Origin of the sequence: Microbacterium sp. NPDC056003 (assembly GCF_042274785.1) — a bacterium.
Classification (GTDB): Bacteria; Actinomycetota; Actinomycetes; order Actinomycetales; family Microbacteriaceae; genus Microbacterium.
Map to the genome: position 1 here is coordinate 20,267 of NZ_JBHJXQ010000002.1, position 24,695 is coordinate 44,961.

At 70.0% G+C, this 24,695-nt stretch carries 22 protein-coding genes and 2 tRNA genes; 19 read left to right on the forward strand and 5 right to left on the reverse strand.

Annotated elements, in window-relative coordinates; translation table 11 throughout:
* Positions 1-48: 48 nt before the first annotated feature.
* The 8 genes from ACFC1W_RS09375 to ACFC1W_RS09410 all read left to right on the forward strand — a co-directional run bounded on the left by ACFC1W_RS09375 (position 49) and on the right by ACFC1W_RS09410 (position 8,764).
* Positions 49-1,263 carry a ferrochelatase gene (locus ACFC1W_RS09375; RefSeq protein WP_375991550.1) on the forward strand — a complete coding sequence of 405 codons (1,215 nt, stop codon included), beginning with the start codon at positions 49-51 and terminating at the stop codon, positions 1,261-1,263.
* 54 nt (positions 1,264-1,317) lie between these two features.
* Positions 1,318-1,863: a ribose-5-phosphate isomerase gene (locus ACFC1W_RS09380; RefSeq protein WP_375991552.1), complete on the forward strand. Its 546-nt coding sequence runs from the start codon at positions 1,318-1,320 to the stop codon at positions 1,861-1,863.
* Positions 1,864-1,869: 6 nt separating this feature from the next.
* Positions 1,870-2,871 (forward strand): Fpg/Nei family DNA glycosylase, encoded by a 1,002-nt coding sequence (locus ACFC1W_RS09385; protein ID WP_375991555.1) that lies wholly within the window; start codon positions 1,870-1,872, stop codon positions 2,869-2,871.
* Positions 2,872-2,892: 21 nt separating this feature from the next.
* Positions 2,893-3,534 carry an FMN-binding negative transcriptional regulator gene (locus ACFC1W_RS09390; protein ID WP_375991558.1) on the forward strand — a complete coding sequence of 214 codons (642 nt, stop codon included), beginning with the start codon at positions 2,893-2,895 and terminating at the stop codon, positions 3,532-3,534.
* Complete coding sequence (locus tag ACFC1W_RS09395) at positions 3,531-5,036, forward strand: amidohydrolase family protein (protein WP_375991560.1); 1,506 nt, start codon at positions 3,531-3,533, stop codon at positions 5,034-5,036. The genes ACFC1W_RS09390 and ACFC1W_RS09395 overlap by 4 nt, the downstream gene beginning before the upstream one ends.
* Positions 5,037-5,128: 92 nt before the next feature.
* The gene (locus tag ACFC1W_RS09400) at positions 5,129-6,706 is read left to right on the forward strand and encodes a multicopper oxidase family protein (RefSeq protein ID WP_375991563.1); all 1,578 of its coding nucleotides are present in this window, start codon (positions 5,129-5,131) and stop codon (positions 6,704-6,706) included.
* Positions 6,687-8,075: a sensor domain-containing protein gene (locus tag ACFC1W_RS09405; RefSeq protein WP_375991565.1), complete on the forward strand. Its 1,389-nt coding sequence runs from the start codon at positions 6,687-6,689 to the stop codon at positions 8,073-8,075. The genes ACFC1W_RS09400 and ACFC1W_RS09405 overlap by 20 nt, the downstream gene beginning before the upstream one ends.
* A 20-nt stretch (positions 8,076-8,095) precedes the next feature.
* A complete protein-coding gene (locus ACFC1W_RS09410; RefSeq protein WP_375991567.1) occupies positions 8,096-8,764 on the forward strand; it encodes a response regulator in 669 nt (222 codons plus the stop codon).
* 83 nt (positions 8,765-8,847) lie between these two features.
* On the opposite strand, the gene ACFC1W_RS09415 is transcribed toward ACFC1W_RS09410, so the two are convergent.
* Positions 8,848-9,330, reverse strand: a complete 483-nt coding sequence (locus tag ACFC1W_RS09415; RefSeq protein WP_241110487.1) for a DNA starvation/stationary phase protection protein — start codon at positions 9,328-9,330, stop codon at positions 8,848-8,850.
* A gap of 172 nt (positions 9,331-9,502) precedes the next feature.
* Between ACFC1W_RS09415 and ACFC1W_RS09420 the strand changes: the two genes are divergently transcribed.
* Together ACFC1W_RS09420 and ACFC1W_RS09425 are read left to right on the forward strand one after the other, a co-directional pair.
* Positions 9,503-11,638, forward strand: a complete 2,136-nt coding sequence (locus ACFC1W_RS09420) for an acyltransferase family protein (protein WP_375991570.1) — start codon at positions 9,503-9,505, stop codon at positions 11,636-11,638.
* A 9-nt stretch (positions 11,639-11,647) separates the two neighbouring features.
* Positions 11,648-12,187: a gamma carbonic anhydrase family protein gene (locus ACFC1W_RS09425; protein ID WP_375991572.1), complete on the forward strand. Its 540-nt coding sequence runs from the start codon at positions 11,648-11,650 to the stop codon at positions 12,185-12,187.
* Between the two features lie 6 nt (positions 12,188-12,193).
* On the opposite strand, the gene ACFC1W_RS09430 is transcribed toward ACFC1W_RS09425, so the two are convergent.
* The 3 genes from ACFC1W_RS09430 to ACFC1W_RS09440 form a co-directional block, all read right to left on the reverse strand.
* Positions 12,194-13,102: an alpha/beta fold hydrolase gene (locus tag ACFC1W_RS09430; protein ID WP_375991575.1), complete on the reverse strand. Its 909-nt coding sequence runs from the start codon at positions 13,100-13,102 to the stop codon at positions 12,194-12,196.
* A gap of 165 nt (positions 13,103-13,267) precedes the next feature.
* Positions 13,268-14,719, reverse strand: a complete 1,452-nt coding sequence (locus tag ACFC1W_RS09435) for an LCP family protein (protein WP_375992862.1) — start codon at positions 14,717-14,719, stop codon at positions 13,268-13,270.
* A 183-nt stretch (positions 14,720-14,902) separates the two neighbouring features.
* A tRNA-Gly gene (locus ACFC1W_RS09440) sits at positions 14,903-14,976 on the reverse strand.
* Between the two features lie 99 nt (positions 14,977-15,075).
* Between ACFC1W_RS09440 and ACFC1W_RS09445 the strand changes: the two genes are divergently transcribed.
* The 9 genes from ACFC1W_RS09445 (at position 15,076) to ACFC1W_RS09485 (ending at position 22,540) form a co-directional block, all read left to right on the forward strand.
* On the forward strand, positions 15,076-15,453 hold the full coding sequence (locus ACFC1W_RS09445; RefSeq protein ID WP_375991577.1) for a nuclear transport factor 2 family protein: 378 nt from the start codon (positions 15,076-15,078) through the stop codon (positions 15,451-15,453).
* A gap of 85 nt (positions 15,454-15,538) precedes the next feature.
* A tRNA-Pro gene (locus tag ACFC1W_RS09450) sits at positions 15,539-15,612 on the forward strand.
* Between the two features lie 81 nt (positions 15,613-15,693).
* Positions 15,694-17,127, forward strand: coding sequence for a trigger factor (gene tig, locus ACFC1W_RS09455; protein ID WP_375991579.1), 1,434 nt, complete (start codon positions 15,694-15,696; stop codon positions 17,125-17,127).
* 72 nt (positions 17,128-17,199) lie between these two features.
* Complete coding sequence (locus ACFC1W_RS09460) at positions 17,200-17,688, forward strand: tetratricopeptide repeat protein (RefSeq protein WP_375991582.1); 489 nt, start codon at positions 17,200-17,202, stop codon at positions 17,686-17,688.
* A gap of 80 nt (positions 17,689-17,768) precedes the next feature.
* Positions 17,769-18,353 carry an ATP-dependent Clp protease proteolytic subunit gene (locus tag ACFC1W_RS09465; RefSeq protein ID WP_191766880.1) on the forward strand — a complete coding sequence of 195 codons (585 nt, stop codon included), beginning with the start codon at positions 17,769-17,771 and terminating at the stop codon, positions 18,351-18,353.
* 32 nt (positions 18,354-18,385) lie between these two features.
* Positions 18,386-19,057: an ATP-dependent Clp protease proteolytic subunit gene (locus tag ACFC1W_RS09470; RefSeq protein WP_191766881.1), complete on the forward strand. Its 672-nt coding sequence runs from the start codon at positions 18,386-18,388 to the stop codon at positions 19,055-19,057.
* Between the two features lie 172 nt (positions 19,058-19,229).
* A complete protein-coding gene (clpX, locus tag ACFC1W_RS09475; protein WP_241110494.1) occupies positions 19,230-20,498 on the forward strand; it encodes an ATP-dependent Clp protease ATP-binding subunit ClpX in 1,269 nt (422 codons plus the stop codon).
* A gap of 109 nt (positions 20,499-20,607) precedes the next feature.
* Positions 20,608-21,477, forward strand: a complete 870-nt coding sequence (locus tag ACFC1W_RS09480) for a hypothetical protein (protein ID WP_375991586.1) — start codon at positions 20,608-20,610, stop codon at positions 21,475-21,477.
* A 4-nt stretch (positions 21,478-21,481) separates the two neighbouring features.
* The gene (locus tag ACFC1W_RS09485) at positions 21,482-22,540 is read left to right on the forward strand and encodes an alpha/beta fold hydrolase (protein ID WP_375991589.1); all 1,059 of its coding nucleotides are present in this window, start codon (positions 21,482-21,484) and stop codon (positions 22,538-22,540) included.
* Between the two features lie 58 nt (positions 22,541-22,598).
* On the opposite strand, the gene ACFC1W_RS09490 is transcribed toward ACFC1W_RS09485, so the two are convergent.
* Positions 22,599-24,650 carry a M3 family metallopeptidase gene (locus ACFC1W_RS09490; RefSeq protein ID WP_375991592.1) on the reverse strand — a complete coding sequence of 684 codons (2,052 nt, stop codon included), beginning with the start codon at positions 24,648-24,650 and terminating at the stop codon, positions 22,599-22,601.
* Positions 24,651-24,695 lie beyond the last annotated feature (45 nt).

Below are 24,695 nucleotides of genomic sequence, written 5' to 3' on the forward strand. Positions count from 1 at the left end.
ACCGCGTGGACGGGTCGGGTCCTCCGATCGGGGTGTCAGGATGGAGGGGTGACACCTGCCGAGCCGCTCAGCGAGCACGCCCCGACCGTTCCGTTCGCATCGCCGGCCGCGTCATCGGGGTCCCCGCACATAGAGGTTCCGGTCGCCTACGACGGGATCCTCCTCGCCGGCTTCGGCGGTCCCGAGGGACAGGATGACGTCATCCCTTTCCTGCGCAACGTGACGCGCGGCCGGGGAATCCCCGACGAGCGTCTGGAAGAGGTCGCCCACCACTACCGGCACTTCGACGGGATCAGCCCCATCAATGCCCAGAACCGCGCGCTCAAGGCCGCGCTCGAAGCCGAGCTCGCATCCCGCGGCCTCCACTTGCCCGTGTACTGGGGGAATCGCAACTGGGCTCCGTATCTGGAAGAGGCGGTGCAGGATGCCGCGGCATCCGGTCACTCGAATCTGCTCGCCCTCGCGACCAGTGCCTACTCGTCATTCTCGAGCTGTCGTCAGTACCGCGAGGACTTCGCGCGCGTCCTCGACGTCACGGGCCTCGGGGGATCGGTGACGATCGACAAGGTCCGCCAGTTCTTCGACCACCCCGGTTTCGTGCAGCCCTTCATCGACGGTGTGCGGGACGCCGTCGGCGGTTTCCTGGCTGACGGGCTGCCGCCCGAGTCCGTGCGCGTGCTCTTCTCGACCCACAGCATCCCGACCGCCGACGCCGAGCGCTCCGGTCCACGCGAAGGCGACCCGCACCACCGCGAGTGGGGCGAGGGCGGGGCATACGCCGCGCAGCACCGCGCCGTCGCCGAGGTCGTCATGTCGGCGGTCGCCGCCGCGATCCCCGCGGCCGCGCGCGTCGGCTGGGAGCTCGTGTACCAGTCGCGCTCCGGCCCGCCCACCCAGCCATGGCTCGAGCCCGATGTCAACGACGTCATCGCCGACCTGCCGGGTGCGGGCGTGGAGGCGGTCGCGATCGTGCCGCTCGGCTTCATGAGCGATCACATGGAGGTGCTCTGGGACCTCGACACCGAGGCGACGGATGCCGCGGCCGAAGCGGGCCTGCGCTCGGTGCGCACGCCGACCCCCGGCGTCGACCCGGCGTTCGTGGCGGGCCTCGTCGACCTCGTCGAGGAACGCCTGCGGGGCACGGCCGCAGCGGACCGCCCGCACCTCACGGACCTGGGCCCGTGGTTCGACGTCTGCCGCCCCGCCTGCTGCGAGAACGTGCGTGCGGGATTCAAGCCGGCGGCGGCCGGCGTCGCGCCCTGACGGGCCGCGCAATCTGCCCGAAGCGCCCCCTCACCGCTCCCTAGGATTGACCTCATGCGCATCCATATCGCGACCGACCACGCCGGCCTCGAGTTCTCCACCCAGCTGCAGCACCACCTGGCGGCCGCCGGCCACGAGGTCGTCGACCACGGGCCGATCGACTACGACCCCCTCGACGACTACCCCGCGTTCTGCATCCGCGCGGCGCAGGCCGTGGTGCGCGATCAGGCGGCGGGAAGAGAGACCCTCGGCGTCGTCTTCGGCGGCTCCGGCAACGGCGAGCAGATCGCGGCGAACAAGGTCGTGGGCGTCCGCGCGGCCCTCGCCTGGAGCATCGCCACCGCCGAGCTCGCCCGCGAGCACAACGACGCGAACGTCATCGCGATCGGCGCCCGCCAGCACACCTTCGAAGAGGCGGTGTCGTTCATCGACCGCTTCATCGCCACGCCGTTCTCGGGCGAGGAGCGCCACGCGCGCCGCATCGCGCAGCTCGCTGCGTATGAGGAGGACGGTGCGCTCCAGCCCGACCCTCGTGCGACGACCGGACAGCCCGATGTGCTCGCGGCGGACGACAGCTCGTTCGACCCCGAGGCAGGCTGACCGAGCGTGCCCGAGGGTCATTCCGTCCACCGCATCGCGCGTCAGTTCGACCGCAACTTCGTCGGCCATGCCGTCGCCGCGTCGAGCCCGCAAGGGCGCTTCGCAGAGGGGGCGGCGGTGATCGACGGACGCACGGCCACCGCCGTTCGCGCCGTGGGGAAGCAGATGTTCCTCGAGTTCGACGACGACCTGACGCTGCGCGTCCACCTGGGCCTCTACGGCGCGTGGGATTTCGCGGGCGAGATCCTCGTCGACCCGACCATCGCCTCGGCGAACGGCCGCATGGGGCAGACGAATCAGCGCGGCACCGACCTCGCAGACGATCCGATCCTGGACGACGCGGGCGAGAACTCGCTCACCTCCATCGGTGCGCCCCGGCGGACCCGTGTGCACGTGCGCATGTCGGAGCAGACCACCGGGCTTGCCGATGACGACGACGTCTGGCCGCCTCCGGTGGTCGGCCAGGTGCGCCTGCGCCTGCTGACGGATTCGACCGCCGCCGACCTGCGGGGGCCGACGGCGTGCGAGCTGCAGACCCCCGATGAAGTGGCCGCGACCATCGCGAAGCTGGGCCCCGATCCACTGGTCGACGACGTGTCGGAGGGGGAGGAGCGATTCACCACGGTGGTGCGACGCAAGCCCACGCCGATCGGCCTGCTGCTCATGGACCAGTCCGTCGTGAGCGGCATCGGCAACGTGTACCGCGCCGAGCTTCTCTTCCGGGCGCGGCAGAACCCCCACACCCCCGGACGCGACGTGCCCGAGGAGACGGTGCGCGAACTCTGGCGCGACTGGGTGCGCCTGCTCGCGATCGGCGTCGAGACCGGTCAGATGATGACGATGGACGACCTCGATCCCGGCGCCTATCGAAGGGCCTTGGCGAGCCGCGACGACCGTCACTGGGTGTACCACCGTGCCGGACTGCCCTGTCGCATCTGCGGCACCGAGATCGTCGTCGAAGAGGTCGCCACACGCAAGCTCTATTGGTGCCCGAACTGCCAGCGCTGAGCCGACCCTAGGCTGGAGTCCATGCGTCAGAACCCGAGCTTCGCCATGACGGATGTCAGCGAGCTGCGTCGCCTCGTCGAGCTCAACCCGTGGGTCACCCTGGTCAGCCAGACCGATGCGGGCCTCGTCGCCTCGCACTACGCCGTGCTCCTCGACGACGGCCGCGACGACCTCACGATCGTGGGTCACGTCGGGCGGCCCGACGACATGATCCACGGTCTCGGTGAGCGCGAGCTGCTGGTTGTCGTGCAAGGACCCCATGGCTACATCTCGCCCGGCTGGTACCCGGACGGACCCAACGTGCCGACATGGAACTTCGTCTCGGCTCACCTGACCGGTGTGCCCGAGCTCCTCACTCCGCAGGAGAACCTCGAGGTGCTCGACCGCCTGGTCGCGCGCTTCGAGAAAGGGATGCCGCAGCCGCGTCTCCTGTGGGAACCGCCGAACGATGCGGACTACGTCACCAAGCTCGAACGCGGCACCGTCGGATTCCGCCTCACGCCCACCCGAATCGTCGCCAAGCGCAAGCTCAGCCAGAACCGTCCCGACGACGTGGTCGAGACGATCATCGCGGAACTGGAAGCGGGGGCAGGACCGTACGCCGACCCGCGCCTCGCCGGTGAGATGCGGCGCGACCTCGACACCCGGAAGGCGGCCCGATGAGCCTGCGACGCGGTGACACTCCCGATGTCCTGGCGAACGTCCGCCTGAGCGGTGCGGAGCGCACCGACCCGTTCCTCGACGATCCGGTAGACGTGCACCTCGCCGACGGGTTCGTCGTCGACATCGCGCCGGCGGGCGCGCTCGCCCGGCATGGCGCTGTGCTCGACGCCCGCGGGGCGTGGCTGATCCCGGGACTGTGGGACCACCACGTGCATGTCGTGCAGTGGGCGCTGGCCGCACAGCGCGAGCCTCTCGGCGGAGCGACCTCGGCTGCTCATGCGGCCGCCATCATGGGCGCCGCTGCACCTCTGCCCGACGGCCGACGGGTAGGCACGGGATTCCGCGACGCGCTGTGGGGCGACCTTCCCACGCTCGAGGCGCTCGACGCCGCGACCGGCGAGGTCCCGACCTACCTGATCAATGCCGACGTGCACAGCGTGTGGCTCAACACCGCGGCGCTGCGGCGCGAGGGGTTCGAGCCGGACGGCACCGGGATCCTGCGCGAGGACCCGGCGTTCGAGATCTCGCGCCGCCTCAACGCCCTGCCGGCGCAGGTCGCGGATCCGCTGGTCGAGAGGATGGCCCGGGATGCCGCCGCCCGCGGCGTCGTGGGACTGGTCGACCTCGACATGGCGTGGAACGAGGAGGCGTGGGCGCGCCGGCTCGGTCAGGGCTTCGACACGCTGCGCGTGGAGTTCGGGATCTACCCGGAGTTCCTCGACCGCGCCGTCGCCGAGGGACTGCAGACGGGCGATGCGGCGCGGGGCGCGGCATCCGATCTCGCCCGCGTCGGCCCGCTCAAGGTGATCACCGACGGCTCCCTCGGAACCCGCACCGCGGCGACCTCCCATGCCTACCCGGGAGACCCGCACAACCACGGGATGCTCACGGTCGACAGCGCGACGCTCGTCGACCTCATGACCCGCGCGACCGGAGCCGGGATCGCCTCGGCGATCCACGCGATCGGCGACGTCGCGAACTCGGCAGCCCTCGATGCGTTCGCCGTGAGCGGCGCCTGGGGCACGATCGAACACGCGCAGCTGGTCGCGCACGCCGACATCCCGCGCTTCTCCCGGTTGGGCGTCGGAGTGAGCGTCCAGCCCGAGCACGCGATCGACGACCGCGACCTCACCGACACGATCTGGGCCGAGCAGACGGCGCAGCCCTATCCGCTGCGGTCGCTCGCCGACGCCGGTGCGAACCTGCTTTTCGGATCGGACGCGCCGGTGTCGCCGCTCGACCCATGGGCGGCCATGGCGGCGGCGGTCTTCCGTACGCGCGACGGGCGCGAGCCCTGGCAGGCCGCGCAGAGCGTGCCGGCCGAGGTCGCCCTGGGCGCATCGACGCACGGCGGCTCGGGCGCCCCGGCGCGCATCGAGCCGGGTGCGCGGGCCGACCTCGCCGTCTGCGCGCACGACCCGCTCACGGCGGACCACGAGCAGCTGCGCGGCATGACCGTCACCGCCACCCTCCTCGGCGGTCGGCTGACCCACCTCGCGTAGCCGGCCCGCCCTCGGATCCGGGGGACAGCCCCCGTCGAGGTTCGGGAGGGGGTCGGATGCCGCCTTCCGCGCGCTCTGGCGAGGCTGGAGGCATGGTTTCCGCTCCTCCCTCGCCGCCCCCTCCGCCGCTGCCGCCCGCACTGCCGACCGCGACCCCGCGGCGGCGCCGGCGCCGCGTGTCGGCGATCCTCGTCGCCGTTCCGCTCGTGGCCGTGATGGTGCTGATCGCCGCCGGTGCGATCTGGTTCGGGGCGAACAGTGCGCGCGCCACGCCGCCCGCGGCGGGCGAGCTCACGTTCGACCGCGCACTGCACATCCCCGAGCTCGCGCCGTCGAGGATCGAGGACGGCGTGCGGGTCTTCGAACTCGACGCCGCCGAGGGACGCACCTCGTTCCTCCCCGGGAGCGAGACGCCCACGCTCGGCTACAACGGGTCGTATCTCGGGCCGACGCTCGTCGCGGCGCGCGGCGAAGACGTGCGGGTCGACGTCACGAACGGCCTCGCCGAGAGCACGACCGTCCACTGGCACGGCATGCACCTTCCCGCCGCGATGGACGGCGGACCGCACACGCCGATCGCCGCCGGGGCGACCTGGCAGCCGGAGTGGACCATCGACCAGCCCGCTGCGTCCCTCTGGTACCACCCGCACCTCCACGGGCGCACCCGCGAGCAGGTCGACGCCGGCCTCGCGGGGATGTTCATCATCCAGGACGAGGAGGAGGCCGCCCTGCCGCTGCCGCGTGAGTACGGCGTGGACGACATCCCGGTCATCGTGCAGGATCGGTCGTTCAGCGCCGACGGCGCCTTCTCCGGCAGCATCGGCATGCAGTTCGACGGCGTCCTGGGCGACACGATCCTCGTGAACGGCACCATCGCGCCGTACCTCGACGTGACGACCGAGCTGGTGCGCCTGCGCCTGCTGAACGGGTCCAGTGCGCGCATGTACGACTTCACCTTCGCCGACGGCCGAGAGTTCGCGCTCATCGGCACCGACGGCGGCCTCCTCGAGGAGCCCGTCCCCTCGACGAGCGTGCCGCTGTCGCCGGGGGAGCGCGCCGAGATCGTCGTCGCAGTAGCGCCCGGCGAGCGTGTCGCCCTGCGATCACAGGCGCCCGACCCGGCTCTTCACGCGGGCGGTGCGTCGTTCGACGTCCTCGAGCTGCGGGCCGCAGCATCCCTCGCCTCCTCTCCGCGCCTGCCGGCGACGCTGGTCGAGCTCCCGGAGGCGGACGAGTCGGATGCCGCAGCCCACCGCTCGTTCGAGATGTCGGGGCACAGCATCAACGACCGCCAGATGGACCTCGGCCGTGCGGACGTCGTCGCCACCGTCGACACGAGCGAGGTGTGGACGGTTCACAACAGCAACCCGCTGCCGCACTCGTTCCACGTGCACGACATGCAGTTCCGGGTGCTGAGCGTGGACGGCGAGGCGCCGCCCGCGCGGCTGTCGGGCCGGAAGGACACGATCGCGCTCGAGCAGGGTCGCCGTTACCGCCTCCTCGTGCCGTTCGAGGACTACGCCGACCCGACCACTCCATACATGTATCACTGCCACCTGCTGTGGCACGAGGACCAGGGCATGATGGGACAGTTCCTGGTCGTCGAACCGGGCCACGAGCCCGACCTGCGACGTCCCGAGGGAGATTCCGATGACCACGATGACCACTGACGCCGTCACCGCCGCGCCCCGCGCGGCGAGGGAGGGCTTCTGGGCCGACTACGGTCGCGCCTGGGCCCGCACCCCCGGCAGCGCCGTCTATCTGCTTGCCGTCTTCGTGCTGGCGATGGTCTCGGTCAGCCTGCTCGCGTCGCTCTTCTGGACCGGGGTCGGGCTGCTCGTCGTCATCGTCGGGCTGCCGATCGTCGTGGGCGCGCTGTTCGTCGCCCGTGGGTTCGGAATCGCCGATCGAGGGCTCCTCCGGCTCACGGGGCTGCCCCCGGTCGCCGAGCCGGAGTGGAACCGCGACAGGCCGGGCGCCGCGGGGTTCTGGATGACCCTCACCCGGCCGATCCGCAATGCCCACTACTGGCTGTACCTCGTGCACGGCATGATCGTGAACCCGGTGATCAGCACCATTTCCTTCGTCCTGACGACCGTGTGGCTCAGCATCGGTCTCGGCGGCCTCACCTACTGGATCTGGGGCGCGTTCCTCCCGCGCGACAACGGCGGCGACTGGGGTCGCTACGTCGCCGATGCGCTGCCGTGGATGTTCGGCGGGTGGTCGGCATGGGCTGTCGAGGTCACGCTCTACCTGATCGCCGGCATCGTCTTCACGTTCACGATGCCCTGGGTGCTCGGCGGCCTCGCGCGCGGTCACCATGCCGTCGCGGAGGGCATGCTCGGTCGCTGGCGGTCGGACGACCTCGCCGCCGAGGTGCGCGCCGAGGCCGCGGCCCGCGGCGCCGCCGTGCACGCCGAGGACGTCGCCCTGCGCCGCCTCGAACGCGACATCCATGACGGGCCCCAGCAGCGCCTGGTGCGCCTGCAGCTGGATCTCGCGGCGCTCGAGCGCCGCGCCGAATCGGGTGATGCGGGTGCCGCGGCCGAACTCGCCCGTGAGGCGCGCAGCCACGCGAAGGCCGCCCTCGACGAGCTGCGCGCGCTCTCGAGCGGGGTGGCTCCGCCGTTGCTGCAGGACCGCGGGCTCGCCGCCGCGCTGTCCGCGATCGCCGCCACCACACCCCTCGTGGTGCACGCCGACATCGACCCGGCCATCGACGCCGTCACGAGCCCCGAGGTCGCACGCACGGTCTACTTCGTCGTGGCCGAGCTGTTCACGAACGTCGTCAAGCACTCCGGGGCGACTGCCGTGACCCTCAAGGCCTCGGTGCGCTCGTCGGTGTCGGGCGCGCCGTCGATGCTCGACGTCTGGGTGGTCGACAACGGCCGCGGCGGCGCGTCGTACGCGGTGGGCCACGGGCTGGAGGGTCTGCGCGAGCGGGTCGCGGGCCTCCGCGGAATGCTCGTCGTCGACAGCCCTGCGGGCGGTCCGACCTCCGTCGGCGCGCACGTGCCGCTGGCTCCGGTCGCGGCGTGAGCGCTCCCTATGCTGAGGGCATGGCATCCCGGAGCGAGACCAGTCCGCTGCGCGTCGTCCTCATCGAGGACTCGGTGCTGCTGCGCGAGGGGCTGGTCCGGCTCTTCGACGAAGCCGGCTATGTCACCGCCGGTGCGTGGGGCGATGCCGACGACATCGTCGCGCGGGTGCGCGATGCCGAAGCGGATGTCGCGATCCTCGACGTGCGGCTGCCTCCGGGGTTCCGCGACGAGGGCATCCGCGCTGCGCTGACGCTGCGCGCGGCGCTGCCGCAGGTCGGCATCCTCGTGCTCAGCCAGTACGTCGAGGGCGTGTACGCCCGCGAGCTGCTGGCGGGCGGCGACGGGGGAGTCGGCTACCTGCTGAAGGACCGTGTGACGTCGTTGGAGGAGTTCACCGACGCCGTGCGCCGGGTGCGCGAGCGCGGCACCGTGCTCGATCCGCTCGTCGTGCAGGGCCTGATCGCGGCACGACCGGACCCGCTGGCGACGCTCACCCCTCGCGAGCGGGACGTGCTCACACTGATGGCGGAGGGCCGCAGCAACGCGAGCATCGCGGAGCGGCTCTTCATCGGAGTGGGCGCGGTCGAGAAGAACATCAGCGCGATCTTCGCCAAGCTCGGGCTCGAGGAGTCCGGCACCGAGCATCGACGCGTGCTCGCCGTGCTCGCGTTCCTCCAGCGGCCCTAGCCACCACGACAGGCGAAACGCCCCGAGACCTCATCGAGGTCCGGGGCGTTTCGTCTCGCTGCGCTCGCTCGGCGAGCACGCGGTCACTCGGCGAGGTGCGCGAACAGGAACCAGCGGTCCTTCTCCAGCGTCTCCTTGATGCCGATCGCGACGTCCTGGCTCGTGAGATCGAACTCGTCGAGGCCGTCGATCGCGGCCTGCGTATCGGCGATCACGGCGTCCATGTCGGAGATCACGTCGCGGATCAGAGCCTCCCACTGCGTGAACCCGGCGGGAACCGCGGTCGACGTCTTCCCGGCGATGGTGCCGACGCGCGCGTCGACCGGGAGGCCGAGTGCGACGATCCGCTCGGCGGCCTGGTCGGCGCCCGCCTGCGCATTGGCGACGAGGGTGTCGAGGAGTTCGTGGATGGCGATGAAGTTCGCGCCGCGGACGTTCCAGTGGGCCTGCTTGCCGTTGACGGCGAGGGCCTGCAGCCCGAGCACGACGGGAGTGAGGAACTGGGCGCTGGCGGCGGCCACGGTGGGGTCGGCAGCGGTAGCGGGGGTGGTGTTCGTCTTGGTCATATCGGTCGCCTCCATCGTCGGGAGGGACGCCTCGATCGGCGTGCGTCCTCCGGTGGGTGCAACGCTACTCAGCACCCGGCATTCCGCAAGCAAGACAAGGCTCGGCTAACCGGTGGCGCGGACGCCGTGCTGTCATGCCGGATTGTCAGCCGACACCGGCTAACGTCGATAGGTGCCTTCCGCTGATCACGACCTCGGGCCGCAGAATCTGCGTGCGCCCGCCGCCACCGTGACCCGCGAGCCGCGCGACCGCTCTCCGGAGCACGCCGAGCCGTCGCGGTTCATCCCGCACGTGCAGGGGCTGCGCGCGATCGCCGTGCTCGCGGTCGTGCTCTACCACTTCTGGCCGGGCCGGGTCACGGGCGGCTACGTCGGCGTCGACATCTTCTTCGTGATCTCCGGCTTCCTGATCACCGGGCACCTCATGCGCGAGCTCTCGGCCACGGGAAGCGTGCGACTGGGCCAGTTCTGGGCGCGCCGCGCTCGACGCCTGCTGCCGGCATCCCTCCTCGTCCTGCTCTTCTGTGCGATCGTCGCGATGTCGCCGTACCTCACGCCGACCTCGGCGCTTCCGAACGAGGTGCAGGAGATCCTCGCGTCGACGTTCTACGTCGAGAACTGGTTCCTGGCGCTCAACAGCGCCGACTACCTCAACCACTCGGGCGACCCGACCACCGTCCAGCACTACTGGTCGCTGTCGCTCGAGGAGCAGTTTTACGTCATGTGGCCGCTCATCATGCTGCTCGCGGCATGGATCGGGGTGAAGTTCTTCCGCGGCGCCCGCCGCCGCGCCGTCATCACGGCCCTCGCGATCGTCACGGTCGTCTCGTTCGTGTTCTGCGTCGTCTTCACGATCACGAACCCGGCCCCGGCGTACTTCGTCACCTTCGGCCGGATGTGGCAGTTCGGCGTCGGTGCGCTCATCGCCCTGGTGCCTCTGCTCCGCGTCCGCAACGCGATCGGGAGCTTCGTGCTGGGCTGGGCAGGCGTGCTCGTCCTCGTCTACGCGATCTTCACGTTCGACGGCCAGACGCCGTTCCCGGGCTACATGGCCGCCATCCCGACCCTCGGCGCAGCGGCGGTGCTGGCCGCGTCGAACACCGAGCGCTGGTGGTACCCCACGCGTATCCTGGCGATCCGTCCGGCGCAGTTCGTCGGTGACATCTCGTACTCGCTGTACCTCTGGCACTGGCCGCTCATCATCATCGCGCCGTCGGTGCCGTTCTGGGGCCTCACGATCTACCACCGGGTCGCGTTGCTGATCCTCTGCTTCGTGCTCGCGTGGCTCACCAAGAAGTTCGTCGAAGACCCCGCCCGCAGCTGGAAGGTGCTGACGTCACGGCCTGCGCGCGTCACGCTGTGGAGCTCGCTCGGCGCGATGCTCATCGTGGCGGTCGTCGCGGCGACCGCGTGGTTCGTGAACGCGCCCGCCTACAACGCGGGCGTGCGCGACATCCAGCAGCTCCAGGAGGACCCGCCGCCGTGCTTCGGCGCAGCCGCGGTGCTCGACGCGTCGTGCGCCGACGCCGACTTCGGCGACACGATCCTCCCGGCGCCGGGATTCGCGGGCATCGACCGCCCGGCCGACGCGCAATGCTTCGTACAGCTCACCGACGCCCGACCGGTATCGTGCACGTTCGGTTCCGACGACCCCGACGCGCCGCGCGTCGCCCTCGTCGGCGACAGCCATGCCTACCAGCTGCTGTCGACGTTCCAGCGCATCGCCGAGGACGAGGGCTGGCAGCTCGTCACGTGGTTCAAGGGCGCGTGCCCGTGGAACTCCACACCGCTGTCCACTCCCGGCGCCTTCGGCGCGGCGTGCGCGGAATGGCGGGAGGGGGTGACGGCGGCGATGGCCGACGCCGACCTCGACGCCGTCTTCACCGCGGCGATCGCAACGACCCCGTACTCTTCGGCCGGGTTCGACTCGTCGTACGACGCGGCGGTCGCCGGCTACGTCGACGCGTGGGACGGGATGCTCGACCAAGGCGTGCCGGTGATCACCGTCGTCGACAACCCCGTCTGGGAGACCGACCCGAACAAGTGCCTTCGCACTCGGGATGCCGCGGAATGCGACGGCCCGCGGTCCGATGTGCTCGTCGCGGACGACCCGTTGCGCGACGCTGCCGCCCAGCGCGAGGGCGTCACGCTCCTCGACTTCACGGACGTGTTCTGCGGCGAGGAGTTGTGTGCCCCTGTCGTGGGCGGTGCGAACATCTACCGCGACCAGGATCACCTCACGGTGACCTTCGCCGATACTCTCGCGCCGTGGTACTCCGAGGCGATCCGGAACGCCCTGGCCGAATAGAGTCGGATCATGACGATCGCCTCCGGAGCATCGGTGCTCAGTGCGGCGGGCAGGACGCCCGCGCTCGACCCCAGTTCGTTCATCGCCACCGGCGCCCGCGTCATCGGGGGCGTCACGCTCGGGCCGGGCGCGAGCGTCTGGTACAACGCCGTGCTGCGTGCCGACGGCGACACCATCATGGTGGGGGCGCGCAGCAACCTGCAGGACAACGTGTCGGTGCACGTCGACGCGGGAAAGCCCGTCGTGATCGGCGAGGACGTGTCGGTTGGGCACAACGCCGTCGTGCACGGCTGCACGATCGGCGACGGCTCCCTGATCGGCATGGGCGCCGTCGTCCTGAACGGCGCCCGGATCGGCAGCGGCTGTCTCGTCGCCGGGGGCGCTGTGGTGCTCGAAGGTTCGGACATCCCCGACGGCTCGCTCGTCGCCGGTGTCCCGGCGAAGGTTCGCCGTGAGCTCACCGACGAGGAACGCGCGGGTCTGCTCGCGAACGCCGCGCACTACCTCGCCCACATCGAGGAGCATCTCGACGCGCGACCCCTCGACTGATCCGCCTCATCCGGCCGGCCGTGGCGGTGGATGGTGCTTGCCCCGGTGGACCTCGTACAGGCGCACGTGCCCGGGCCAGGAGGGGTCGTTCTCGATCGGCTTGTCGTCCATGAAAAGCGTGATGACGTGCGCGAGCTGCCCGGGATGGCTGAAGTTGATGGCGTGCGCGGCGCCTTCGAGCAGAACGACCAGCACATGGCTGTCGGTCTGACTGGCGACCTCGTCGACGCGGTGCGCGTGGGGGAGCAGCGGGTCGCGCTGCCCGAGCACGACCAGCGTCGGGATGCGCATCTCGAGGAGGCGCTGCAGCGACGGGTACTGCGTCAGCGCGCGGAACATCCGCATGGTGCTCGGCACGCCGAAGCGCACGTAGTCGGGTACGGCGACCCGTGCCATCCGGGTCGGCTCCCGCGGAGCATCCTTCGTCAACTGGGCGATCGCGCGACGGAGCGGCTGGTTGAAGATGCCGCCGGCGGGGGAGACGAGCACCGCTCGGTCGATCCGCTCGGGGTAGTGGTGCGCGAACTCGATGATGACCGGGCAGCCCATCGAGTTGCCCACGAGCGTCGACTTCTCGATGCCGCGGTCGTCCAGGAAGTCGGCGGCGGCATGGGCGAGATCGGGGATGTCGAGCATGTCGCGCCGCTTGCCGCTGCGGCCGAACCCGGGCAGGTCGGGGACGAAGGTGTGGAATCGGTCGGCGAGGCGCTCGGCTGTCGGAAGCAGGTACCGTCCCGAGAGTCCGAAGCCGTGGACGTGGGTCATCACGCGCGCGTCGGCCGGCGGGTCCGGCGACTCGCGGTAGAACACGTCGACCCCGTCGATCCGCGTCCACTTCTCGGTGAGACTCGACGCCGGCCGGCGCGGGAGTCTGCGCGGCTTGGGCGCGCCTGCGGGCGAGGTGGGCGTACTCATCGGTGCTCCCTCACGTTCCGTCCGATCGAGTCCTGAGTCGGATTCTGCTCTTCGGGCACGCCGGCCGGTAGCGGGTCGGCGGAAATCACCCGATGCAGGGGAGAGCCGGTGGGTGCTCGGCTGCGGTCGCGTGGTCACGCGGAACCGGCCGCGCCCGCATCGGCGTCAGCCCTCAGGCGTCGGCTCGGGCGGGTGAAGCTTCGTCTGCACCATCTCCTGGATGTAGGCCCAGTCGGGGTTGTGCTCGTCGATGCCGCCGTCGGGCGTCAACTCGATCGTCGTGACCTCCTGCTCCTTGGCCTTCAGCGCCAGGTCGAGCAGTGTCGGGATGAACGACGAGGGGATGTCTGTGCTCACCATGTCCGCACCGGCGTCCGCGACTTCCTGGAAGCGCGTGAGCACGACCTGCGGCGTGAACTGGTCGAGGATGGCCTGCTGCAGCTCGCGCTGACGCCGCATTCTGTCGAAATCGCTCGTGGTGTGGCGGGAACGGGCGTACCACTGCGCCGTGAAGCCGTCCATGCGCTGCGTGCCGGGATCGATCCATCCTTCGACCCACTCTTCGAGCGGTTCCCCGGTATAGCCCGGGCCGCCGATCGGGATGCGCTCCTTGACGTCTATCTCGACACCGCCCAGGGCATCGATGAGGTCCTCGAAGGCGTACATGTCGATCGTCACGTAATGGGGTACCTCGATGCCCAGGATGCCCTCGACGGCATCCTTGGTCGCTTCGATGCCCGGCGCGGACCCCTTGGAGACCGCGTCGGGATAGATCAGCGAGCCGTCCTGACAGACCTCCACCTCGGTGTTGAGCTGGTTGATGCCGCTGCCCCACCCGCACGTCGCGTCGGCGTGACCTTCGTGGCCGTTCGGATAGCGATCCTGCATCGGCCCTTCCGAGAACGGGAAACCGGGCATGTCTCGCGGGAAGCCGGTGATGGTGGTCGCGCCGGTCTCGGCGTTGATCGAGACGACCGAGATGCTGTCGAACCGCTTCGAGTCGTTCGAGGGAACGTGATCGGCGCCGAGGAGGAGGATGTTGTAATAGCCGTCGGACGGCTCGACGGAGGGGCCGCTTGCGCCGAAGATCGCGCCGAGCGTCTCCCGCGTCGTGCCCGCCACATTCGCTCCGTACGCCGCCGTTCCGCAGGCGAGAACGAGAAGGACGACGGATGCCGCGGCGATGCCGTACCGTGCGCGTCGGCCGGTCCGCACCAGGCGCACGAGGCGCAGAGTGTCGACCGTGAGGATGATCCACAGCACGGCATAGGCGATGAGCAGGCCCTGGGCGAGGAGCAGGACGAACCAGTTCGTGCCGATCGCCAGCACCACCGACCGTGCGAACAGCGCTCCCAGCACGGCGGCGATCGCGAGCGCCCACATGACCAGGGTCGCGACGATCCCGATGCGTCCCAGACGGCGGCTCCCCGCGAGCACCTGGGCCGAGCCGGGGACCAGGAAGTTCAGGACGACGAGCCACCATCCGCGGCGGGTCATGACGGCTCGGGACGAGGCATCCGGATACCGCATCGGTCGCTCCTGGGTGAGCGGCGCGGACTTGCGAGGCGCGGCCGGTGCGGCGGCGCCCTGCAACCGTCTGGGCTCGGCGGTGGACACACTCACGGCCTCAGGGTAGGCGCGGGTCGCGGCGTATCCCTGTAATGGCACGGCGTATCGCCGACGTGGTGCCGAGCCAGTAGCGCGCCGGCGTGGTTGCGCCCCGCGCATCCGGCGGCGTCACGACAGGCGGCGTCACGTCAAAAGCCCTCGCGAGCGGCCTGCGGCCGCCCGAGAGGGCATTGGAGGGGATGACGGGAATCGAACCCGCACCATCAGTTTGGAAGACTGAGGCTCTACCATTGAGCTACATCCCCGTGCGCCCGCTGACGGGCACCGACCAATCGTAGTACATGGTGGCCGTCACCCCGCTCCCCAGGTCAGCCCGACGCGCGGCAGAGCGGAGGGAGCCGGTCATGGCACGCACGGGCGGAGAGGTCGTCGAAGCGCTCATCGCCACGCTGAATGCGGGCGACGTCGGCGGAATGGACGACCTGTTCCACGAGGACGCGGTGATGGAGTGGCCGCAGTCCGGGGAGCGCATCGTGGGCGGCGACAATCGCCGTGCGGTGTACACGCGATTCCCGCAGCTGCCGACGATCTCGCTGCGGCGGCTGATCGGCGACGGCGATCTGTGGGTCGCTCAAGCCGACCTCGACTACGGCGACGGCGATCCGTACCAGTCGATCTTCATCTTCGAGCTGCGCGACGGCCGCATCGCGCAGGAGACGGCGTACTGGACGAAGCCGTTCCCGGCTCCGGACTGGCGTGCCGAGTGGGTCGAGCGCATGTAGCCCGAACGGTGCGCGCAGGCGACTGCCGGGCGGGTCGGCTAGACTTCTCGGGGCCGAATGGCGCACGCATGCGTGCGGACCCGCCCGGGGCGTAGCTCAGCTTGGTAGAGCGCCCGCTTTGGGAGCGGGAGGCCGCAGGTTCAAATCCTGTCGCCCCGACATCACGGCCCCTCACAGAATTCCGACCCAGACCTTCAGCCGCGCATGCGCGCGCGGTCCGATAGAGGAGAACGAACAAGCATGGTGAACAGCACCGTCGAGAAGCTCAGCCCGACCCGGGTGAAGCTGCACATCACGGTCACGCCCGACGAGCTCAAGCCGTCGATCGCGCACGCGTACGAGCACATCGCCCAGGACGTCCAGATCCCCGGCTTCCGCAAGGGCAAGGTCCCCGCGCCGATCATCGACCAGCGCATCGGGCGCGGCGCGGTGCTCGAGCACGCCGTCAGCGAGGGTCTCGACACGTTCTACCGCCAGGCCGTCGAGTCCAATGAGCTCCGCGTCCTCGGTCGTCCGAGCGCCGAGGTCACCGAGTGGCCGGCCGAGAAGGACTTCTCGGGCGACCTCAAGGTCGAGGTCGAGGTGGATGTCCGCCCCGACTTCGAGCTGCCCGCGTTCGAGGGCACCACGGTCGAGGTCGACGCGATCGAGGTCGACGAGAGCGCCATCGACGAGGAGCTCGACCGTCTGCGCAGCCGCTTCGGCACGCTCGTGACCGTCGACCGCCCGGCCGCCACGGGTGACTTCGTCGAGCTCGACCTCGTCGCCACGATCGACGGCGCCGAGATCGACCGCGCCGAGGGCGTCTCGTACGAGGTCGGCTCGGGCGAGCTGCTCGAGGGCATCGACGAGGCCATCGACTCGCTGACCGCCGGCGAAGAGACCACCTTCCGCTCGAAGCTCGTCGGCGGCGACCACGCCGGCGAGGAGGCCGAGGTCTCGGTCGTCGTGAAGTCGGTCAAGGAGCGCGAGCTGCCCGAGGCCGACGACGACTTCGCCCAGATCGCCAGCGAGTTCGACACCATCGGCGAGCTGCGCGACAGCCTCAAGGACCGCGTCGGCGAGCAGTCGGTGTTCACCCAGGGCTCGGCTGCGCGCGACAAGCTCATCGAGCAGCTGCTCGAGCAGGTCGAGATCCCGGTTCCCGCTCAGCTCATCGAGGACGAGGTGCACACCCACCTCGAGGGCGAGGGTCGCCTCGAGGACGACGTGCACCGTGCCGAGGTCGCCGAGGCCAGCGAGAAGCAGTTCAAGACGCAGATGCTCCTCGACAAGATCGCCGAGCAGGTCAACGTGCAGGTCTCGCAGGACGAGCTCACGCAGTACCTCGTGCAGTCCGCCGCCCAGTACGGCATGGCCCCGCAGGACTTCGTCAACGCGCTGCAGCAGGGCAACCAGCTGCCCGCGATGATCGGCGAGGTCGCCCGCAACAAGGCCCTCGCGATCGCGCTCGGCAAGGTCAACGTCGTCGACACGAACGGCAAGACCGTCGACCTCACCGGCTTCGTCGCCGACGAGGACGAGGCTGAGGCCGAGGAAGGGGTCGCGGAGGAGGCGCAGGAGATCGCGGATGCCGCGGCCGACGCCGACGCCGTGATCGAGGCCGCAGAGGCCGAGAAGCCCGCCAAGAAGAAGGCACCGGCCAAGAAGAAGGCCGCTGCCGACAAGGAGTGATCACTGCATCGCAGTGAAACGGGGGACGGATGCCGCGGCATCCGTCCCCTTCTCTGTCAGAGCAGGATGACGATGACCGACTGGAACGACCGGGTCGCGGCGGTATGGGCCGACGAAGGGCTGGACGACGCGGAGCGCGTGCGGCTCATCGACGAGCTCGCCGCCGAGCGGGATGAGCACGACGGGCGTGCGCTGTTCGAGCGGGCGGGCGCCCGCGACTCGGCGGGGCTCGAGGCCGAGGCCGAGCCGCTGTACCGGGCGGCGCTCGAGGCAGGTCTCGACGACGAGCTGCGCACGCAGGCGGTCATCCAGCTCGCGAGCACGATCCGGAATCTCGGCAAGCTCGACGAGGCGCTCGACCTGCTGCGTGCGGAGTACGAGCGTGACGCCGGCGCGCCGATGCACGACGCGGCCGCGGCCTTCTACGCCCTCGCGCTGGTGTCATCGGGGAAGGCCGTGCGCGCAGCATCCGTCGCTCTCACGGCACTCGCGCCGCACCTGCCTCGCTACACCCGCTCGGTCGCCGCATACGCGCGCGATCTCGTCGACCCGCAGGACTGATCTGCCCAGGGCGAACACGGGCGGGTCGCCCGCATCGCGCCGGTAGATTCGATGGCACGACCACGGAATCAGGAGTACACATGGCCGAACCACTTGTCGCGACGAGCGTCTTCGACAGGCTGCTGAAGGACCGCATCATCTGGCTCGGGTCGGAGGTGCGAGACGAGAACGCGAACGAGATCTGCGCGAAGATCCTCCTGCTCGCCGCCGAGGACTCCGAGAAGGACATCTACCTCTACATCAACTCGCCCGGCGGATCGATCACGGCCGGCATGGCGATCTACGACACGATGCAGTTCGTGCCGAACGACATCGTCACCGTCGGCATCGGCATGGCCGCCTCGATGGGCCAGCTGCTCCTCACGGCCGGCACCAAGGGCAAGCGCTACATCACGCCGAACGCGCGCGTGCTGCTGCACCAGCCTCACGGCGGCTTCGGCGGCACGGCGAGCGACATCCAGACCCAGGCGCAGCTGATCCTCGACATGAAGAAGCGCCTCGCCGAGATCACGGCCGCGCAGACGGGCAAGTCCGTCGAGCAGATCAACGCCGACGGCGACCGCGACCGCTGGTTCAGCGCGGACGAGGCCCTCGAGTACGGGTTCGTCGACCACATCCGCGAGTCCGCGACCGACGTCATCGGCGGCGGCGGAACCGCCAACTGAGCGCACCGAAGGCGAAAGAGAGAGAACCCGCAATGCAGACCCCCACCTTCGGACCCAGCGCCCCGCAGGGGCTCCAGATGCCCGGCAGCCGCTACGTCCTGCCGCAGTTCGAGGAGCGCACGGCCTACGGCTACAAGCGCCAGGATCCCTACAACAAGCTCTTCGAGGACCGCGTCATCTTCCTCGGGGTTCAGGTCGACGACGCGTCGGCCGACGACGTCATGGCCCAGCTGCTCGTGCTCGAGAGCCAGGATCCCGATCGCGACATCATCATGTACATCAACTCGCCCGGCGGCTCGTTCACGGCCATGACCGCGATCTACGACACGATGCAGTACGTCTCACCGCAGATCCAGACCGTGGTGCTCGGTCAGGCGGCCTCCGCCGCCGCCGTGCTGCTCGCGGCCGGTGCGCCCGGCAAGCGTCTCGCCCTGCCGAACGCCCGCATCCTGATCCACCAGCCCGCGATGGGCGAGGCGGGCCACGGGCAGGCGAGCGACATCGAGATCCAGGCACAGGAGATCATGCGCATGCGCACCTGGCTCGAGGAGACCCTGTCGAAGCACTCGAACAAGACCGTCGCAGAGGTGAACAAGGACATCGACCGCGACAAGATCCTGGGCGCCGAGGAGGCTCTCGCCTACGGACTGGTCGACCAGGTCCTCACGACCCGCAAGCGCACCCCCGCCGCACTGACGAAGTAGAGCGGATGCCGCGCAGCCCCGTCTCCCCGCATGTCCGGGGTGGCGGGGCTTCGCTGTGGGCGGACGGCGCATCCTTCACAACGCGTGTCGCAATCCCGCCGCATGTCGGCTCGAACGATTAGGCTCGGAGGACAGCCAGGGGTCTGCCCCCGGCGCGACGAGGAGGAGCCGCATGGCACGCATCGGTGAGAGCGCCGACCTGTTCAAGTGCTCCTTCTGCGGCAAGAGCCAGAAGCAGGTGCAGCAATTGATCGCCGGTCCCGGCGTCTACATCTGCGACGAGTGCGTCGAGCTGTGCAACGAGATCATCGAAGAGCGCATGGCCGAGTCTTCCTCGGGCGTGGTGACCGACTTCGACCTCCCGAAGCCGCGCGAGATCTTCGGCTTCCTCGAGGAGTACGTCGTCGGGCAGCAGGCCGCGAAGCGCGCGCTCTCCGTAGCGGTGTACAACCACTACAAGCGCGTGCGCGCGCACGGCACGATCCAGTCGGCCGAGCAGCGCGCCGACGAGATCGAGATCGCCAAGAGCAACATCCTGCTGCTCGGCCCGACGGGTTGCGGCAAGACTTACCTCGCTCAGACCCTCGCGAAGCGCCTCAACGTGCCCTTCGCCGTCGCCGATGCCACCGCTCTCACCGAGGCCGGCTACGTCGGCGAAGACGTCGAGAACATCCTCCTCAAGCTCCTGCAGGCCGCGGACTTCGACACGAAGCGCGCCGAGACCGGCATCATCTACATCGATGAGGTCGACAAGATCGCCCGCAAGGCCGAGAACCCTTCGATCACACGCGACGTCTCCGGCGAAGGCGTGCAGCAGGCGCTCCTCAAGATCCTCGAGGGCACGGTCGCCTCGGTTCCGCCGCAGGGCGGCCGCAAGCATCCGCACCAGGAGTTCATCCAGATCGATACCACGAACGTGCTGTTCATCGTCGCCGGTGCGTTCGCAGGCCTCGAAGACATCATCTCCGCGCGCGTCGGCAAGCACGGCATCGGCTTCGGCGCACCGTTGCACAACAAGGGCGACGACCTGAGCCTCTTCAGCGAAGTGCGACCCGAAGACCTGCACAAGTTCGGACTCATCCCCGAGTTCATCGGTCGTCTACCGGTGGTCGCGTCGGTATCGCCGCTCGACCGCGAGGCGCTCATGGAGATCCTCACCGAGCCGAAGAACGCTCTGGTCAAGCAGTACCACCGCATGTTCGAGCTCGACGGCGTCACACTCGAGTTCGACACCGAGGCGCTCGAGGCGATCGCCGACCTCGCTGTGGAGCGCAAGACGGGCGCCCGCGGACTCCGCGCGATCCTCGAAGACGTGCTCGGACCGATCATGTTCGAGATCCCCTCCACCGACGACGTCGACAAGGTCATCGTCACGCGCGCCTCCGTGGAGGAGAGTGCGCCGCCGACGCTGGTGCTGCGCGAGAAGCGCAAGAGCGCCTGACCGGTCTGAAGCTGCCCATCGGTTTCCAGGTCGATGGCCCATTCCGGCCATCGACGATTGGCTGATTCGCGCGACGCGCCACCGGGGCCGCCGGCGGTTGACTCGGGTCATGACTGGACTCGTGTTCTCCACCCACCACGCCGCGGCTCTCTTCGGCCGCCCTGACGCCGGCTCCGCCGCGAGACCGGCGGGAACGGCGTCCGCGTCCCCGCCCCTGCCTGATTCGGTGTTCTCGATCGACCCCCGCCTCAACGGACCGCGACACTCTGCGAACGGCGGGTACGCGGCGGGCATGATCGCGCGCCACGTCGACGCCGACACCGTCACCGTCGTGCTGCGACGACCGGTGCCGCTGCGACGGCTGCTCGTCGCGCGCCCCGACGGCGACGGCGGCGCCCGTGTCCTGTCCGGGCGGCGCGTGGTCGCTGAAGCCCGCCCGGGTGCACTGGCCGACACCGCGCTTCCCGCCGCGCCGTCCTTCGAGGATGCGCTCATGGCTCGCGACGCGCACCCGCTCGCCGGGCTGCGGCATCCGCTCTCCGACTGCGTCGTCTGCGGGCCGCGCCGCGCCGACGGCATGCACGTCACCCCGGGATTCGCCCCGGGTAGTCCCGACCTGCTGGCCGCACCGTGGATCGTGGGGGGCCGCGACTCCGTCGGCGGAGCCGCTCCGTTCCCTGCGGTGTGGGCCGCGATGGACTGCACGAGCTATCCCGCGGCGGCATTGCGCGATCGCGAGCTCTGCCTCCTCGGCACCATGACGGCGGAGGTGGAACGGCGTCCGCGGGTGGGGGAGCGGCTGGTCGTCCACAGTTGGACACGCGCGCACGAGGGACGGCGCTACGAGACCTCGGTCGCGCTGACGGATGCCGCGGGCGAGATGGTGGCGAGGGCGGACGCGACCTGGATCGCGCTGCGTCACCAGGCTCTGCACGCGCTGCGCATGGGCCGCGGACAGGGGGCGCGTGTTCCATACTGATCACGTGGACGGCACCTCGACGACGATCCGGCACGCATGGTCGGGGTCGGACGACGTCGCCTGGACCGAGCTCGGAGAGGGAGAGCCACTCCTGCTCGGCGGCTGGTGGATGAGTCACCTCGTCCACGACCTGGAGTATCCGCCGGTCCGCCACTTCATCGCGACGCTGGCCGGGAATCGGCGGGTGATTCGGATGGACCCGCCCGGCACGGGCCTGACCCGGTCGCCGCGGGGTGCGATCGCGGTCGGGCGTCATGTCGACGCGCTCACCGCGGTCCTCGACGCCGCGGGCGTCGACGCGGCGACCGTGCTCGCGGGGTCGTCGGGCGCTCCCGTCGCGATCGAGTTGGCCGCGCGGCGTCCCGACCGGGTGGATCGGATGATCCTCTCGGGCGCCTATCTTCGCGGCACCGACATCGCCCCGCAGGCCGACCGCGACGCCCTCGTCGATCTCGTCCGTCGGAGTTGGGGCGTGGGTGGCAGGGTCATGTCGGACGTGTTCTTCCCGGATGCGACACCCGACGAGCAGCGTGCCTATCTGCGGCATCAGCGGGCGAGCGGTTCGGCCGAGGCGGCCGCGGACGCGCTGGCCGAGGTCTACGCGATCGACGTGAGCGCGGCCGCCGGTGCGGTGCGTGCACCGACCCTCGTGATGCACCGCCGCGGCGACCGCGCAATCCCGCTCCCGCTCGGAGCCGGCACGGCGTCGGCGATCCCCGGCGCGGAGCTGCGCATCCTCGACGGCAGCGCACACCACCCCTGGCACGGCGACAGCCGCACCCTGCTGCGCCACGCACTCGGCTTCGCCGGTGCCGATCCTTCCGAGCTCGCTGCGATCCGATCACCGGGGGAATCCGGCGCGCCGCGCGAAGAGGGGCCGATCTCGGACCGCGAGCGTCAGGTTCTCGTGCTCGTCGCCCGCGGGCGTACCGACGCGCAGATCGCCGATGAGCTGTTCCTCAGCGTCCACACCATCCACCGCCACGTGGCGAACGCCCGGCAGAAGCTCGGGGTCTCCTCCCGCGCGGCGGCAGCCGCATGGGTCACGGCGCATCCCGACTGACCGCCGGCACCGGCCGACTGCTCAGGCGCCGGCGCCGGACGACCGTAGCCGGCCCGTCTCAGGCGACGAGGCCGCGGCGCTCGAGGAGAGGCCGGATGTCGGCATCCCGCCCACGGAAGTCGCGATACGCCTCGAGCGGATCCTTCGACCCGCCGACCCCGAGCAGGCGCTGCCGGAACCGGTCACCGTTGTCGCGCGTCAGGCCGCCGTTCTCACGGAACCACTCGACGGTGTCGGCGTCGAGCACCTCGCTCCAGATGTACGAGTAGTAGCCCGCGCTGTACCCACCGGAGAACACGTGCGCGAAATACGTCGACGAGTAGCGCGTCGGCACGGCGGGGTTGTCGAGGCCGATGTCGGCGAGGGCTGCCGACTCGAACGACGCCACGTCGATGTCGGCCGTCGCCTGCGCCTCGGTCAGCGAGTGCCACGCCTGGTCGATCCAGGACGCGGCCAGGTACTCGCTGGTGGCGAAGCCCTGGTTGAACGCCTCGGACGCGTGCAGCTTCTCGACGACCTCCGCGGGCAGCGGCTCGTCGCTGTCGACGTGGCGGGCGTACGAGTCCAGGATCTCCGGCCAGTAGATCCACATCTCGTTGACCTGACTGGGGAACTCGACGAAGTCGCGGAACACGTTCGTACCGGCGAAGTGCGGGTACGTCACGGTCGCGAACAGACCGTGGAGGGCGTGTCCGAACTCGTGGAAGAGCGTCGTGACCTCGTCGAGGGTCAGCAGAGACGGCGTGCCGGGCGCAGGCTTGGGAACGTTGAGGTTGTTCACCACGATGGGTCGCGTGCCACGGAGAGCGGACTGCGAGACGATGGAGTTCATCCACGCGCCGCCGCGCTTGGTGTCGCGCGTATAGAGGTCGAGGATGAACAGGCCCAGCTCGCTCCCGTCGGCGTTGTGCAGCTCGAAGACACGCGCGTCGGGGTGGTACGCGGGGATGTCGGGCCGTTCGGTGAACGTCACGCCGTAGAGGTCGGTGGCGGCACGGAACACGCCGTCCTGCAGCACGCGCTCGGCCTCGAACCAGGGGCGCAGCGCGCTGCGGTCGAGGTCGTACTCTGCGGCGCGCACCTTCTCGGTGTAGAACGCCCAGTCGTGCGCCTCGAGCGTGAACGGCTCGGGCTCGGCGTCCACGATCGCCTGGAGCGCGGCTTGCTCTTTGGCGGCGTTGCGCGCTGCCGGCACAGCGAGCCGGCGGAGCAGGTCGTGCACGGCCTCCGGCGATCCGGCGGTCTCGTCGGAGGTGATGTACGCGGCGTGGGTGTCGTAGCCGAGCAGCGCGGCACGCTCGGCCCGCAGGCGCACGATCTCGAGCAGCACGGCGCGGTTGTCGTGTTCGTTGCCGCGCGAGCCGCGCGCGCGCGAGGCGTCGAGGATCCGCTTGCGGCTGGTGCGGTCGGTCAGGGACGAGAGATAGGGATGCCCCGTGAACAGCGTCAGGGTGACGACCCACTTGCCCTCGAGGCCCCGATCCGCTGCGGCCTGAGCGGCGGCCGAGAGTTCACCCTCGGTGAGACCGTCGAGCTCTGCCGCGCTGTCGAACACCACGGCGAGGTCGTTGGTGTCGTTGAGGAGGTTCTTCTCGAACGACGTCGTCAGGGTCGACAGCCGCTGGTTGAGCTCCGTGAGGCGCTCCTTGGCGGCGTCGTCGAGCGCGGCGCCGGCGTGCGTCATCTCGCGGTGGTGGCGCTCGACGAGATAGCGCTGCTCGGGCTCGAGGCCGAGGGAATCGAGCTGATCGTGCACGGTCTTGATGCGCCAGTACAGCTGCGCGTCGAGCTGTATCGAGTCCTGATGCGCCGACATCAGCGGGGCGAGCTCCTCCTCGATCGCCTGGATGTCGGGCGTCGCGTCGGCTGAGGACACCGTGTAGAACGTGCGGGCGACGTCGCCGAGCAGCCTGCCGCTCTCCTCGAGCGGAACGAGGGTGTTCTCGAACGTCGGCATCGAGCGCACCCGGGTGATGTTCGCGATTTCGCGCGTGTGCTCCTCGAATGCCGCCTGGAACGCGGGTAGATAGTGCTCCGGCCGGATCGCCGTGTAGTCGGGAAGGCCGTAGGGGAGCACGGCGGGAGAGAGCAGCGGGTTCTCGTGGGGCATGGCGTACAGCCTAGTCAGCGAGCACCGGAATGCCGCCATTCCTTT